The sequence below is a fragment of the Aerococcus agrisoli genome (genome assembly GCF_003797145.1).
Classification (GTDB): Bacteria; Bacillota; Bacilli; order Lactobacillales; family Aerococcaceae; genus Aerococcus; species Aerococcus agrisoli.
In genome coordinates this window covers 39,427-55,092 of the sequence record NZ_RKMG01000003.1, presented here as the reverse complement: position 1 = coordinate 55,092, position 15,666 = coordinate 39,427, and the positions used below count along the sequence as shown (strand labels likewise).

Genomic DNA, 15,666 nt, shown 5'->3' with positions numbered 1-15,666 from the left:
GAAAATACCTCCATTTTTTAATACATACGTTTCCAAGTTTTAAGTGTTTGTGAGATAGCTAATAAATCAGCTAAATCTGTAAAATTAGGATTAGTAATGGTGAAATGCCCCATCTTCCGTTGCGTCTTGGCCTCACCCTTGTTGTAGATGTGGAAAATGGCATTTGGAAATTCTGCCATACCCTCAGATAAACGCGGTAAATGTTGGCCTAAAATGTTAATCATAAGTGCTGGTTCCATCAAGCGAACATCGATTAAAGGATGTCCGGTAATGGCTAAAATATGCTGATCAAATTGCGATACGTTGCAGGCTTCAATGGTGTAATGCCCTGAATTGTGCGGACGTGGTGCAATTTCGTTGACCAAGATATCGCCAGCTCGACTGACGAAAAATTCAATCCCACAGACGCCGACTAATTCGCCAGCAGCCGCTATTTTACCCGCGATAGCTTCAATCGTTGCGGTCATCTCTGGGTCAAATGTTTGACCAACTAGAGATGAAAATAGGACACCGTGTTCATGTTGATTGATTGAAATGGGGAAATATTTGATGTTGCCTTGTAAGTCACGTGCCACCATAATGGACGCTTCGTAGGCAAAATCGCAATAGGCTTCTTGAATCAAGGGTTGCTCAGCCAGTAGGTTTTGGATAGCTTCCGATTTCATGGCCAAATCGTGATCTGAATCGACCTTAATTTGCCCCTTACCATCGTAACCAAAACGCGTCGTTTTAAGGATAAAAGGATAACCCATGTCTACATCGATATCATCGATGACAGTGATTTCCTTGTATTGAGTGGTTGGTATACCTTGTTCATTTAGCCAAGTTTTTTCTTTGATGCGTTCTTGACCATTCAATAATAATGTCGTCCCCTGCGGTAAGTACGCTTGGGCCTCAATTTCTTGAAGTAGGTCGCCATCGATATTTTCAAATTCATACGTAACTACGTCCACTGTTTGAACGAAATCAAGTAATTTTTCGCGGTCATCGAAGTTGCCAACTGTATGACCTTGGGCAACATCGAAACCACATGAAGTTGGGTTTGGATCATAAAAGTAAACTTGATAACCCATTTTTTGTGCTGATTGGGCCAGCATCTTACCGAGTTGTCCGGCACCGATGATCCCAATTTTGGCACCGGGATATAAAGTGTTAACCATTGAGTGTCACATCGCTCTCTACTGCTGCCGAATGTTGTTGATCTGTAAAAGTTTTTAAGTTTTGGCGAATGTCTGCATCATGTAAGGCTAAGATACGTCCTGCCATGAGGGCTGCATTTTTCGCACCTGCTTCACCGATAGCCATTGTCGCAACTGGCACACCAGCGGGCATTTGGACAATCGATAGGAGCGAATCCATACCAGACAAAGCTGAAGATTTCATGGGCACGCCAATCACGGGTAAGGTGGTTGCCGCCGCAATCATACCTGGCAAGTGGGCTGCCCCACCTGCACCGGCAATAATGATTTGGTAACCATCACCCGCCGCATTTTGCGCGAAAGTCAACATTTCTGTTGGCATCCGGTGCGCTGACACGACATGTTTATCATAAGAAATCCCTAGTTGTTCCAATAGATTACAGGCTGCTTGCATTTGTGACCAATCCGAAATCGATCCCATCACTACCGCAACATCTGTCATCATACATCGCTCCTTTCTCTTAAATAGCCGATATCATTACGGTAAAAAGTATCCGCAATATCTAAGGCATGCATCTGTCCGTAGACATCAGTTCTAGCACTTTCGATATCCTCGCCGTGACCTGTCACCATCAAGATACGGCCACCATTAGCTAGCAATTGGTTTTGCGCATCTTGGGTAACGCCAGCATATAACACGCGATTGGCATCAATGCTGTTTAAGTCTAGCTTCATCCCTTTAATGTAATCTTTGGGATAGCCCGCTGCCGCTAGGACAACACCTAATTGGACACCAGTTTTGTTTTGAATATCAATTGGTGTTTTGTTTAAGTAGGCTTCCACAATATCTAAGAAATCCGTTTCAAGCAGTGGTAAAACGACTTGTGTTTCGGGATCACCTAAACGGGTATTAAATTCGATGACTTTAGGTCCTTTGGCAGTCCAGATAAGGCCGGTATATAGTACACCAGTAAATGGCGTGCCATTTTTGACCATTTGATCAGCGACAGGTTGGACGATTTCATCAATTATTTGTTGATTGATCGATGGTGTCATCCATTGAACCGGTGCAAATGACCCCATACCACCAGTGTTGGCACCCTGATCACCATCACCGACAGGCTTGTAATCACAAGCCGTGCCTAGTGTGATGACTTGGTCTTCATTAATTAATGAGAAATGTGAGAATTCATTACCAACAAGGAATTCTTCTATTAGAAGAGGTAAGCCTTTTTTCACCATGAAATCTTCTAGGACATCTTCAGCTTCTGTCATCGTCTTTGGAATGACCACACCCTTACCTGACATCAGGCCATCAGCCTTAATGACAAATGGTAATTGCAATTGTTTAGCATAGTCTAGGGCTTGAACGAAATCATGACTGTCAAAGAATTGATGGGCAGCGGTTTGAACACCAGCTTGCGCCATCACATCTTTGGCAAATTGTTTTGAATTTTCTAATTGTGCCGCTACTTTGCTTGGACCAACAATGGCCAAGTTGTGTCGTTTGAATTGGTCGACAATACCCATTTCAAGGGGTACTTCTGGACCAACAAAGCTAATATCAATCGCCTTATCTAAGGCAAAGGATACTAAGGTTTGAATGTCATCTACGGTAATATCGACCGTTTCAATTGGCGCATGTAGGGTTAATGTTTGATTATCCGCTAACATACCAGGGTTACCAGGTGCTACGTAGACCTGGCTTACGGCCGGACTTTGTGCAAAGGCACGTGCTAGGGCATGTTCACGACCACCTGACCCAATGATTAAAATCTGTTTCATTGTCTGTGATCCTTTCCTTAGATTAGTGTCTGAAGTGACGGTTACCTGTCATTACCATAGTCATATCGTTAGCGTCACATACGACTACTGAGTCTTCATCGTGGATTGAGCCACCAGGTTGCACAATTGCTTGAATGCCATGTTCATGCGCTAAAGTAGCTGTATCATCCATTGGTAAGAAGGCATCTGAAGACATTACGTATGCACCTTTTAGGGCTGCATCTTTTTCTTCAGCTTGTTTAATCGCGATGCGTGCAGATCCAACACGGTTCATTTGACCAGCACCAATACCTAATGTCATGTATTCGTTGTTGATGATGATGGCATTTGATTTCACGTGTTTCACAACTTTCATACCAAAGTTCATAGCGTCTAATTGTGCTTGATCTGGTTGACGTTTTGTTGCTACTGTCCATTGTTCTGGTAAAGCTGTAATTTCTTGGCGAGGTAATTCGTCAGAAAGGTCAGCATCTTGAACAAGTAAACCACCAGTAATCGAAATAAATTCTTGGTAAGGTGCTACTTTTTCATCAAATGAAACAGTTAGTAAACGTAGGTTCTTTTTCTTTTCTAAACGTGCTAAGGCATCATCTTCGAAAGCTGGTGCAATAATGATTTCTAAGAAGATTTTTGCTAATTCATTTGCTAAAGCTAAAGTAACAGGACGGTTCACAACGACAATACCACCGTAGATAGATACGTTGTCCGCTTGGAAACATCTGTCAAAGGCTTCTTCGATTGTTGATCCGACTGCAACACCACATGGGTTCATGTGTTTCACAGCAACAGCAACTGGTTCATCAAATTCTTGGGCAATCTTCAAGGCTGCATCGGCGTCTTTTAGGTTGTTGTAAGAAAGTTGTTTACCATGTAATTGTTTTGCTGCAGCAATTGAATTTGCTGCTGGATTTAATGTTTTGTAGAAAGCAGCTTTTTGATGGCCATTTTCACCATAACGTAAGCTTTCCTTGTCGATAAAGGTCATCGTTTTGTGATCCCATTCATTGACTGGGAAATCTTGTTCGCCTGCGTTGAAGTTTTTCAAGTAATCAGCGATTAATGTGTCGTAGTGGCTAGTTAATTGGAAAACTTTACCAGCTAGATATTGACGGAAAGCAAATGTCGTTTGGCCGTCTTGGTCTAATTGGTTAATCAATGTATCGTAGTCAGCAGGGTCAGTGACAACTGTTACTGATTGGTAGTTTTTCGCTGCTGAACGTAACATTGATGGACCACCGATATCGATATTTTCAATCGCATCTTGTAAGGTTACATCATTTTGAGAAATGGTTTCTTTAAATGGGTATAAGTTCACGATTACGTAATCGATTGCTGCAATGTCATGCTCTTTCATTGTTGCTTGGTGTTCTTCAGAATCACGTAAGCCAAGTAAACCACCGTGAATTTTTGGATGTAACGTTTTTACACGGCCGTCTAACATTTCTGGGAAGCCTGTGTATGAATCAACTGTTTGAACTGGGATACCCGCTTCTTGAATTGCTTTGTATGTGCCACCTGTTGATAGTAGTTGTACACCCTTTTCAACTAATTTGCTGGCAACAGTTAGAATATTTGTTTTGTCAGATACTGATAGTAATGCGTAAGTCATGTTTACGATGGTCCTTTCTTTACTTTTGGTTTTGTATTAATTGTTCAATCACTTTGGGGTATAAATCATGTTCAATGTCATGAATATGTGCTGCTAAGTCATCCAGTGTCCAGTCCGCTTCAATTGTCAGCGATTCTTGGGCGATAATTTCACCGGTATCGATGCCTTCATCAACATAATGCACAGTCACGCCTGTTTGGCTAACCTTTGCTTTGTAGGCATCCCCAATCCCGTCGCGACCCGGAAAGGCCGGCAACAAGGCAGGATGGATGTTGATAATACTGTTGGGAAAGGCGTCCAGTAGTGGTTGGCCGACAATTCTCATGAAACCGGCGAGTACAACCAAATCAACACCTTGTTGGCGTAGATAGGTTACGATGGCTTCTTCCCATGCTTGGCGATTGTCGTAAGCTTTGGGTTGAGCAAGCAAGTAAGGGATACCTGCTTTTTTCGCACGCTCGATAACATATGCTTTGGGATTGTCGGTTACGATACAGGAGATTTGTCCTGAAATTTCTTGTTTGCTAACGGCATCGATGATGGCTTGTACGTTGGTACCATTGCCTGATGCCATCAATCCTAATTTCATTACACACCTGACTTTCTAATCAGTTGGATGTTTTGATCGTCGGCTGCTTGGCGCTCAGTCATTTGACCGATGACTACTGCACCGTCAATACCTGCTAAAATTGCGTCTGCATTTTTCGCATCAACTGCAAGCACCATACCAATCCCCATATTGAAGACATTGTATAGGTCCATTTCGTCTAGTTTGCCAAGTTCTTTGATTTCGTTAAAGATACAAGGAACTTGCCATGCGTCTAGGTCGATTTGAGCAGCTAGGTTTTCGCCATACATACGTGGTACGTTTTCGTAGAAACCGCCACCTGTGATGTGTGCAATTCCATTGATGATACCTTCTTCAACAAAAGGCATCACATCTTGAACATAAATCTTTGTTGGTGTTAATAAGTGATCAATCAAAGTTTTACCATCGCGTAACACGGTGTTGAATGGTACTGAATTGTCTTTGAAAAAGACTTTACGGACTAATGAATAACCGTTTGAATGGATACCAGATGATGGTAATCCGATTAATACATCGCCTGCTTTGACGCGAGAACCGTCTAGCAATTTATCTTGGTCAGCTACGCCGACACAGAAACCTGCTAAGTCGAATTCTTCATTGTGGTATAGATCAGGCATTTCTGCCGTTTCGCCACCGACTAAAGCTGCACCAGCTTGAACGCATCCTTCTGCTACACCAGCAACGATTTGTTCGATTGTAGCTGGTTCATTTTGACCAACAGCTAGGTAGTCTAAGAAGAATAAGGGTTGTGCACCTTGGGCTAAGATGTCATTGGCACACATAGCGACACAGTCAATACCGATTGTGTCGTATTTATTTGCTTCTTGGGCAAGAAGGATTTTCGTACCCACCCCGTCAGTACCAGATACTAAAACGGGATTTGTATATTTGGTCATATCTAGTTTGAACAAGGCACCGAAGCTACCTAATTGGTTCAAAACTTCAGGACGTTGCGTACGCGCCACATGTTTTTTCATGCGCTCTACTGCTTCATATCCTTTTTCAATATCTACACCAGATGCCTGGTATGCATTACTCATCTACAAAAGTCCCTTCTAAAATTGCTTGTTGAATTGGTGTTAATGTGGCATCAAATTCAGCTCTGAAGCCACCGATATCATCTAAGTAACGGCCAGTGTAAGCGTCTAATGAAAGACCACGGTTTTCTGTGTCGTATGGTAAGTTGGTTGCTTCTAGTAATCCATCAACTGAAATGAAACCTAATGAATCAGCATCGAACATTTCTTGTAATTCAGCGATTGTGTGGTTTGCTGCTACTAATTCTGACGTATGCATTGTGTTGATACCGTAGTAGTTAGGGAAGCGGATAGCTGGGCTTGCAATACGTACATGGATTTCACGCGCGCCGGCTTCACGTAAGATCGTGATTAGGTGGCGAATTGTTGTACCACGAACGATTGAGTCATCAACAAGAACGATTGATTTACCTTTGATGATGCTTTCAACAACTGATAATTTTGCTCTAACGCCAGCTTCACGTAATTCTTGAGTTGGTTCGATAAAAGTACGACCAGTGTATTGGTGTTTGATCAAGCCGATTTCGTATGGTAAGTTGTGGCCTTCTGCATAACCAGATGCCGCAGATAATGAGGAGTTTGGCACACCGATAACCATTTCAGCGTTTGGTGCTGGATGTTCTTCAGCTAAACGACGACCAGTATCTTTACGTGCTTTATGAACGTTTACACCAGCGATGTCTGAATCTGGACGTGAGAAGTAAATGAATTCCATTGGTTCAATTGCTACGTGGCAATCTTCTAAGTATTGAACGATTTCAAAACCTTCATCATTGATGATTACGTATTGACCTGCTGATAATTCTTGAACGAATTTAGCGCCGATTGATTGTAATGCACATGTTTCACTTGCTAATGTGTAAGCACCGTTTTCGAATTGTCCGATTACTAATGGTCTGAAAGCATGACGGTCAACGGCACCGTATAATGCGTCGTCAGTTAGTAAGACGAAGTTGTAACCACCTTTTAATGTTTTCAAACCATCTTCTAAAGCTTCTTGGAAGTTGTCTGATTTGTTACGACGGATTAAGTGAATTAAGATTTCTGCTGCTGAGTTAGATGAGAATACTGCACCTTGTTCTTCAAGTTTTTGACGTAATGTTACGCCTTCTGTGAAGTTCCCTGTATGAGCGATTGCAATTGAGCGATCGTTAAAGTGGAATAAAAGTGGTTGAATGTTAGAGTCATCTGCTAAATCGTCACTTGTTGCTGAACGAACTTGACCAACTGCGTTGCTACCAGTTAATTTTGCCAAAGTTTCTGGTTGGTCGAATACATAGTTGATTAAACCATTACCTAGATGACCTTTGAAGACATTTGCTTCGCTCGTCACAATACCTGCTGATGTTTGTCCACGATGTTGTAATGCATGTAATCCGAAGTATGTTACTTGGTTTGCTAATGGGTGACCCCATACACCAAATAAACCTCCTGATTCTACTACACTATTGATACCAACATTTGATTTGCTTGCTTGAGCTGCATTTTCTGTAAAAACGTCCACTTTTTTCTTCACTCCTTAATATTTGTATATCATGGTAATAAAAATACACCACTCTGAAAGTTAAATCAAGTCTTTTTCCGAATAATTTTAAATTTCTATTTACGAATGTTCGCTTTTAAAATTAAAACATTGATTTAATGGGCTTGATATTTGCAATTTACGTGTTCATTTACGAATTAGTGTAAATTTTATTTATTCTTGGTTTCGTTTACAAATAAAATTGGTTCAGTTTTGTATTTTTTGTTGGTGAAAAGTTTTTGTCAGCCTTTGGCTGTAAATTTAAAATCTTTTTGAGTTTGTTTCAGAGACGTAGTTATGTTGAGCCTTCGGCTTGTCGTGTATTGTCCTTTAAAAGCCGTGGGACCGTCTGGAGCCAAGGTCTCCAGACTTGAAATCGAGCCAAGGTCTCGATTTCATCCTTGTTCACGACTAAAGGACATACACTTCCGCCTACGGCTAGAAAATTACAGGCAAGTTATTTTATTGAATTGAATTCAAATTTATTTGGCTAATGCGATTTTTTTTAGTATTCACAAATAAAATTTCATAAATGAATATTTATGAAATTATTCTTAAATAGATATCCGTATGTGATAAAATTTAAAATTTTGTCATTTATGGGAATTGATATGTTAGAAAATAGCGTTTTTTTCATATACGACTCTTCATAAATGATGCTGTCTAAAAATCTGTCACATATGAGATTTCATATATGAAAATACGGATAATTATTCATAAATAGCATGATCATTTGTGAGTAGACAGCAATGTTACTGGCGCTAGCTTGAAATTTTGCGCAAAAAAATACGCATCGTCGAAAGAGGGGGAGCTCTTTCAACGATGCGTATTGTTTATTTATTCATGATCTATCTGTTGAATGCTTTATTTTAATTTTAAGACTTGTCCGATGTACAAGTTGTAGTTTGATAAACCGTTTAATTTCATCAATGCGTCAAGGCTTAGACCATTGTTTTTAGCGATACGGTATAAAGTATCTCCAGATGCAACGGTGTAAGTATTCGCTGATGATGCACTAGTAGTTGATGTGCTTGTAGTTGATGTGCTTGTAGTTGTTTTCGTTGTAGCAGTGCTTGATGCATTCGTAGATGCTTGGCTGTTGCTTGCGGCTGCAGTTTTTGCAGTGAAAACATCGCCAACAAAGATTGCGTCAGAGCCACCATTTTGCGCGCGGACGTCTGCTACTGAGATGCCTAATGCACGGGCTACCGCGTATAAACCATCGCCTGCTTTAACTGTGTAAGATGATTTAGATGCTGATGTTGCGGCATTGCTGCTTGTAGCTGTAGTCGTAGTTGTTGTAGTAGCTGCAGATGATGTACTTGTTGATGTAGTTGAACCTGTCGCAGTGAATACGTCACCTGGGAAGATGACATCTGAACCACCGTTTTGTGCACGAACTGTTGCAACTGATACGCCTAATGCGCGTGCTACTGTGTATAGACCGTCGCCTGCTTTAACTGTGTAGCTTGAACCAGTTTTAGCTGTTGACGTACTTGTTGATGCACTTGAAGTAGTCGTTTTGGTAGTAGAAGATGTGCTTGTTGATGCTGATGAACCTGTTGCTGTGAACACGTCACCTGCAAAGATCAAGTCAGAACCACCATTTTGCGCACGAACTGTTGCTACTGATACGCCTAGTGCGCGTGCTACTGTGTATAGACCATCGCCGGCTTTCACTGTGTAGCTTGTGCCAGTTGTAGCTGTGGACGTACTTGTAGCTGGTGTAGTAGTCGCTGGTTTGCTTGTTGATGTACTTGTTGAAGCGCTTGTGCCTTCAGCAGTAAATACATCACCTGCAAAGATTAAGTCTGAACCACTATTTTGCGCACGAACTGTTGCTACTGATACGCCTAATGCGCGTGCTACTGTGTATAAACCATCGCCAGCTTTAACTGTGTATGATTTCGTAGTTGTAGTTGCATTGTTACTTGTAGCTGGCGTTGTTGTAGCTGGTGTACTTGTTGAAGTACTTGTACCCTTAGCTGTGAACACGTCACCTGCAAAGATTAGGTCTGAACCACCGTTTTGTGCACGAGCTTCAGATACAGAGATACCTAGAGCACGGGCTACAGTATATAAACCGTCTCCGGCTTTAACTGTGTATGATTTAGTTGAAGCAGTTGGTGTTGCGGTTTCAGTTTCTTCTGTTTCTGCTGGTGTTGTTGTTTCAGTAGCAGTTTCAGCTGTGAACACGTCACCTGCGAAGATTAAGTCAGATCCACCGTTTTGAGCGCGTGCTTCTGATACAGAGATACCTAAGGCACGTGCTACTGCATATAAACCGTCTCCAGCTTTAACAGTATAAGATTTCGTAGTTTTAGAAGTTTCTGCTTGATCAGCATTTTCTTCTTTTACATCTTCAACGATGTCTTCAATCACTTCTTCAGCCGCTTCATCGCTAGCAACTGTTACAGAAAACACTTGACCAGGGAAGATTAGGTTAGAAGTTAAATTGTATTGTGCTTTTAATTCAGCAAGTGTAATACCTAACTCACGAGCTACTGTGTATAAACCATCGCCTGCTTTTACAGTGTATGATTTTTTCGCAGTAGTAGCTGAACCATCTTCAACGATTGTTTCGTCTGTTGTAGAACCACCGATACCAGCTTCTACAGATGTAGATGAACCTGCAGCTGTATCATATTGCGTTAAGTTGTAGTTGGTAATCAAGCTATTCAATTTCGTACCATAACGTGTATCCGTAGCGTAAGTACCTGTTAGGTAGCTCGTTGCATCCGTATAACTTGTGGTATTAGATTTCCAAGTTGGGCTATAGAATTCAGAATCCCAAGTCAAACCATTAACCATTTTGTCTACATAATCAGTTAATGATTCACGGTATGAAGGATATTTACGGAATTCAGCAGTGATTTGATAGTAATTACCACTTCCGTCGTCTTCAAGTGTGTATACATTGACTGATTCGCCTTCGTAATCCCCTTTAATACCAAACAAGTTGTAGTTTGGAGCTGACGCTAAACCTGAGGCACCCCACCCAGATTCTAAGATTGCTTGTGCAATCATAACGGAAGCATACAAGTCGTTATCATTAGCCAATTCATAGGCATCTGGAATAATGGCATCTAAAAATGCATTATTTGTTGATGCAAATGATACAGTTTTTTGCTCGCTCGCACTCACTGTTGGAATGTCTGCTTGCGCACTGTAGCTAGAAACAGCAAATGCAGAACCTAATACTACGGCCCCGATTTTTACTGAATGTTTGGAAATTGAAGCGAAGTGTTTTCGCAATTTTTGTTTATTTTCCTCAATTACCAATGTTACTCCCCCTTAAGATAGATAGTCATGAAAAAAGTCGAACTTTCACAATCTAAAGTTTATCTAAAATTTATATATTAAGAAAGGTTTAATTTATAATGATTTTATCTTTTAATATTTGTAACATAATTGTAAAGATATTTACTTAAACGCTACTGTACTTTATGATTAAATAAGTGAAGGATGTGAGTAAATGTTTCAAAATATAGTTTCCTTAAGTCATCACATAATTAAGGAAAAAGTACACAAAGGTGACCATGTATTGGACGCTACAGTAGGAAAAGGCAATGATACGCTACTACTTTCACAATTAGTAGAAGACGAAGGTTCCGTCTATGGCTTCGATTTACAAGCAGAAGCGATTGGAATAACTCAAAAACGATTAAATACGGAATCGAACTATAAAAATACCAAGTTGTTCCAAGCTGATCACAGTCAGTTGGATAAATATCTACCTGCAGATTTAGAACTTCAATTTGCCATCTTTAATTTGGGCTATTTACCATCAGGTGATAAGGAAATTATCACTAAGGCGGAAACTACAACTATGGCGATTGAGGCTATTCTGCCCCGCTTGAAAAAAGATGGCGTTTTAGCTATTGCTTCCTATATAGGACACCCTGGTGGAATGGAAGAATTTCTTAAGGTTCAGCTTTTGGTCGAAAGTTTGGATCAAAAACGATATAATGTAGGTATGTTTCAATTTTTGAACCAAAAAAATAATCCACCGCGGTTATTCATTATTGAAAGGAGATAATGATGCAAGCTATTAAATCTATACACGCCACTAAAAACAATCATTTTCTACCTCAAATACTCTTTCAAGTAATCTTACTATGTTTACTTGCACTACCGGCCTATTTGAATTTACAGTCGGTGCAAACAATTAAATGGCCAGCATTCTTGCTTTTGACATTGTTCCAATTCTTGCTGACCCATGTCTACTTTTTATTCTCCAAACAAAAGAAATTAAGTTTGGTGAAAAATATCGTGGTGCTTGGTATTTTCGAAGTAGCAATGATTTTGATCATGCTATTTAGTCCATTTACCATTTTGGTTAAAGGTTTGCTATTTTTACAATGGATCTTAATTCATCTCGTAATCGGTACGCAAAATCTATTACCAATCTTACCACCGCTATTTATAGCCATGGAATTAGTCATCATGCAAAATATTATGGAAATGGCAAATGCCAATGTCCTATTAACTGGTTTAGGTTTTGTACCATTTTTATTCTATCTGGGAACTTTCTCATGGTTAGCAAGTCTATTCATGGATCGTCATTCAATTGGTATTGAAATCGCTGGTAAAAAATCTTCGACGCAAAAAGTATTAAGTATTTTACGTTTAGTCGCTGTGGTAATTTTAATTATCGCCATCGCCCTTAGCTTTATCACTGATGCTGTGATTTTTAGCCGAGCAATCGCTCTTACAGTTTCTAGTTTAGTGCTATGTATTTACGGTCTATACTTAAAACGTCAAGCATAATTCGAATTTAAAAACCGCCTCAGCAAGTCTGAATTATCAGATTTGTTGGGGCGGTTTCTTTTTGCCTTAATATTTGATTAAAATATTAAGGCAAAAAATTTAGATCACTCGGTTTTAAACCGATTTTACGTCAAAAAATCTTTTCATTTTTTTGGTTAAGGACCGAATAGCAAATATAACGTTATTGTGGCAATATTGTTTTATTTTACCTTAAATCTAGACCATGCAAAAAGACCAGCTAAGTTTGCACTTAACTGGCCTTTCGGGCTTTTAACCCTAATTGTTAGTATAATTTAAATTATGCTTTAACAACGTTTGCTGCTTGAGGACCACGGTTACCATCTTCGATTTCGAATGATACTTCTTGGCCTTCTTCTAAAGATTTGAAACCGTCGCCTTGGATAGCTGTGAAATGTACGAATACATCGTCAGCACCGTCGCGTTCGATAAATCCAAAACCTTTTTCTGCGTTAAACCATTTAACTTTACCTGTTTCCATAATTGAAAATCCTCCTCGTGCACATGCACTTGTTTCTTTAGTAATTCTTGCATGGCTCGAGTAAAACTTTTATGTGCTAAGCACGTTTAAAAATTGTATAACTTTTTACCTATCCAAAAATCCTTAAACTTATTATAGCACGGTTAAATTTTTAAAGCAATGTTTATTCATTATTATTTTTTTTATATAGCTAAAATATGCCTAACTCTTGTAGACTCAAGAAATTATCATCACCAACAATGATATGATCTAGTACCTCAATCCCTATCAGGTCACCGCTTTCAGCCAAGCGTTTTGTAAATTCGATATCTGCTTGCGACGGCGAAGGATTTCCTGAAGGATGGTTGTGTGCGACGATAATTCGGGCTGCAGAGCACCGAACACCCTCTTTAAAGATCTCTCTCGGGTGTGCGACCGATGAGTTTAGGGTACCAATAAAGATGATTTTTTCCTTAATAATCTGATTTTTGGTATTCAAATAGATGGCAAAGACATTTTCCTGCTGTAAATCCTTTAATTTTTCAATACAGTAGTCGCCTGCATCCTTGGTGGACATAATGACACCCTGCTTTTCTTGATTGGTCTGATATAAGCGACGGCCGAATTCGATGGCTGCTTGAATTTCTACAGCCTTGGCCGGTCCAACACCAGCAACTTGGATTAAATCATGGAAAGAAGCCGTCCGCAAATCGTACTGGGTACCAAACTGTTGCAAAATTTTCATGGCCAGTTGAATGGCATTCAGGTTGCGGTTACCTGTCCGCAAGATAATAGCCAGTAGTTCGTAGGACGTTAGAGATTGCGCACCATGGGCGATTAAACGCTCCCGTGGCCTGATTTCTTCTGGTAACTCATGGATTGTCGTTTTCACTAATAATTGGTTTTCAGTCATTATTTCACACCTCTCTACTTAATTTATACGTAGAAAGGAATGATTCGCGCCAATCGAATTCACGAAAAAAGTCATGACCACAATGATCATGTCTTCTATATAAGTATATTTTTAGAACAAGCCGACGATTTCGCCGTCTGCCTTAATGTCCATATCCAAAGCAGCTGGATGTTTTGGCAAGCCAGGCATAGTCAATACGTCCCCTGTAAGGGCAACGATGAAGCCAGCACCAATCTTAGGAACCAATTCTCGTACAGATACCTTGAAGCCTTCTGGGCGTCCTAGTGCCTTAGGATCGTCTGACAATGAGTATTGCGTTTTCGCCATACAAATTGGCAAATTACCCCATCCGTTACGTTCGAAGCGGCGCATTTGATTGCGGGCTTTTTTAGAGAAAACAACATCGTCTCCCCCGTACACTTTTTGCACGATAGCACGCGCTTTTTCTTCAAGTGACGTATTTTCATAGTCGTATGTTGCTTGGAATACTTGGTCATTGCTGTCGATTGCGGCTACGACTGCATCCGCTAGATCAAGACCACCTTGACCACCATTTTCCCATACAGAAGATTTTACGCAAGTTACGCCTAATTCAGCACATTTATCAAAGACAACTTGCTCTTCTTCAGCAGAGTCAGTCACAAATTCGTTAACTGCAACGACTACAGGCACTTGGAAAGCTTGCATAGTTTCAATATGTTTTTGTAGGTTTGCAAAACCTTTGGCTACAGCATCTGGGTTTGAACCATTGTTTAAATCTTTCACAGCAACGCCACCATGCATTTTCAATGAACGGATAGTTGCAACAACGACAACGGCATCCGGTGCTTTCCCTAAAACAGGCACTTTGATATCCATGAATTTTTCAGCACCTAAGTCGGCGCCGAAACCAGCTTCAGTTACCACGTAGTCACCTAATTTAAGGGCTGCATGTGTTGCTACTACTGAGTTACAACCATGGGCAATATTGGCAAATGGACCACCATGCACAAATGCTGGTGTGTGTTCCAAAGTTTGTACCAAGTTAGGTGCAATGGCATCTTTCATGATTAAAGTTAAAGCACCTTCAACCCCTAAATCAGCAACTGTTACTGGTTCACGTTTAGTATTTTCACCAATCACGATACGCGCAAAACGTGCACGCATGTCTTCTAGGTCAGTTGATAAACATAAAATCGCCATGATTTCAGATGCAACGGTAATATCAAAACCATCTTCACGTGGGTAACCATTGGCTACGCCACCTAAACCAACGATGACTTGACGTAAGGCACGGTCATTCAAGTCCACTGCACGTTTCCAAGTCACACGACGTACATCGATATCTAATTCATTTCCTTGATGAATGTGGTTGTCGATAATCGCTGATAATGTGTTGTTGGCAGTTGTAATGGCATGCATGTCACCTGTGAAATGTAGGTTGATGTCTTCCATAGGTACAACTTGCGCGTAACCACCACCAGCTGCACCACCCTTAACACCCATTGTTGGGCCAAGAGATGGTTCACGTAAAGCAATCACCGTTTTTTTACCGCGTAAAGTTAAGGCGTCACCTAAACCAACTGTTGTCGTTGATTTCCCTTCACCAGCAGGCGTTGGGTTGATCGCTGTAACTAAAATTAATTTACCATCTTCATTACTTTCCAAAGCTTGTAAGGTTTTAGCAGGGATTTTCGCTTTATATTTACCGTATAAATCGATATCATCCGCGTCGATACCAATGCGTTTCGCAATCTCAACGATTGGTAATTGTTCATTTTGTTGGGCAATTTGAATATCTGTTAACATGACAAAACCCTCTCTTTTTTATCTATTTAGCAATTC

Annotated in this window: 13 protein-coding genes; 2 read left to right on the top strand and 11 right to left on the bottom strand. The window is 40.4% G+C overall.

The window, feature by feature from the left end; genetic code table 11:
• Nucleotides 1–17: 17 nt before the first annotated feature.
• The 8 genes from purK to EF384_RS01600 form a co-directional block, all read right to left on the bottom strand.
• On the bottom strand, nt 18–1,160 hold the full coding sequence (gene purK / locus EF384_RS01635) for a 5-(carboxyamino)imidazole ribonucleotide synthase (RefSeq protein ID WP_123779247.1): 1,143 nt from the start codon (nt 1,158–1,160) through the stop codon (nt 18–20).
• Complete coding sequence (purE, locus tag EF384_RS01630; protein ID WP_123779300.1) at nt 1,153–1,641, bottom strand: 5-(carboxyamino)imidazole ribonucleotide mutase; 489 nt, start codon at nt 1,639–1,641, stop codon at nt 1,153–1,155. Before purE ends, purK begins: the two co-directional genes overlap by 8 nt.
• Complete coding sequence (gene purD / locus EF384_RS01625; RefSeq protein WP_123779246.1) at nt 1,641–2,924, bottom strand: phosphoribosylamine--glycine ligase; 1,284 nt, start codon at nt 2,922–2,924, stop codon at nt 1,641–1,643. Before purD ends, purE begins: the two co-directional genes overlap by 1 nt.
• Before the next feature lie 22 nt (nt 2,925–2,946).
• The gene (gene purH / locus EF384_RS01620; RefSeq protein WP_123779245.1) at nt 2,947–4,533 is read right to left on the bottom strand and encodes a bifunctional phosphoribosylaminoimidazolecarboxamide formyltransferase/IMP cyclohydrolase; all 1,587 of its coding nucleotides are present in this window, start codon (nt 4,531–4,533) and stop codon (nt 2,947–2,949) included.
• 19 nt (nt 4,534–4,552) lie between these two features.
• Nucleotides 4,553–5,122, bottom strand: a complete 570-nt coding sequence (gene purN, locus EF384_RS01615; RefSeq protein ID WP_123779244.1) for a phosphoribosylglycinamide formyltransferase — start codon at nt 5,120–5,122, stop codon at nt 4,553–4,555.
• Nucleotides 5,122–6,162, bottom strand: a complete 1,041-nt coding sequence (purM, locus tag EF384_RS01610) for a phosphoribosylformylglycinamidine cyclo-ligase (protein ID WP_123779243.1) — start codon at nt 6,160–6,162, stop codon at nt 5,122–5,124. The genes purN and purM overlap by 1 nt, the downstream gene beginning before the upstream one ends.
• Nucleotides 6,155–7,663, bottom strand: coding sequence for an amidophosphoribosyltransferase (gene purF / locus EF384_RS01605; protein ID WP_233570003.1), 1,509 nt, complete (start codon nt 7,661–7,663; stop codon nt 6,155–6,157). Before purF ends, purM begins: the two co-directional genes overlap by 8 nt.
• A gap of 882 nt (nt 7,664–8,545) precedes the next feature.
• Nucleotides 8,546–10,963 carry a muramidase family protein gene (locus EF384_RS01600; protein ID WP_123779242.1) on the bottom strand — a complete coding sequence of 806 codons (2,418 nt, stop codon included), beginning with the start codon at nt 10,961–10,963 and terminating at the stop codon, nt 8,546–8,548.
• Between the two features lie 193 nt (nt 10,964–11,156).
• On the opposite strand from EF384_RS01600, the gene mnmM reads away from it, so the two are divergent.
• Nucleotides 11,157–11,720: a tRNA 5-(aminomethyl)-2-thiouridylate-methyltransferase MnmM gene (gene mnmM, locus EF384_RS01595; protein WP_123779241.1), complete on the top strand. Its 564-nt coding sequence runs from the start codon at nt 11,157–11,159 to the stop codon at nt 11,718–11,720.
• 2 nt (nt 11,721–11,722) lie between these two features.
• Nucleotides 11,723–12,451: a hypothetical protein gene (locus EF384_RS01590; protein ID WP_123779240.1), complete on the top strand. Its 729-nt coding sequence runs from the start codon at nt 11,723–11,725 to the stop codon at nt 12,449–12,451.
• Nucleotides 12,452–12,749: 298 nt separating this feature from the next.
• Here the strand turns inward: EF384_RS01590 and cspD are convergent, their stop codons facing one another.
• The 3 genes from cspD to EF384_RS01575 form a co-directional block, all read right to left on the bottom strand.
• Nucleotides 12,750–12,950 carry a cold-shock protein CspD gene (gene cspD, locus EF384_RS01585; RefSeq protein WP_094517569.1) on the bottom strand — a complete coding sequence of 67 codons (201 nt, stop codon included), beginning with the start codon at nt 12,948–12,950 and terminating at the stop codon, nt 12,750–12,752.
• 190 nt (nt 12,951–13,140) lie between these two features.
• Nucleotides 13,141–13,842 carry a RadC family protein gene (gene radC / locus EF384_RS01580; RefSeq protein WP_123779239.1) on the bottom strand — a complete coding sequence of 234 codons (702 nt, stop codon included), beginning with the start codon at nt 13,840–13,842 and terminating at the stop codon, nt 13,141–13,143.
• A 111-nt stretch (nt 13,843–13,953) separates the two neighbouring features.
• The gene (locus EF384_RS01575) at nt 13,954–15,630 is read right to left on the bottom strand and encodes a formate--tetrahydrofolate ligase (protein ID WP_123779238.1); all 1,677 of its coding nucleotides are present in this window, start codon (nt 15,628–15,630) and stop codon (nt 13,954–13,956) included.
• Nucleotides 15,631–15,666 lie beyond the last annotated feature (36 nt).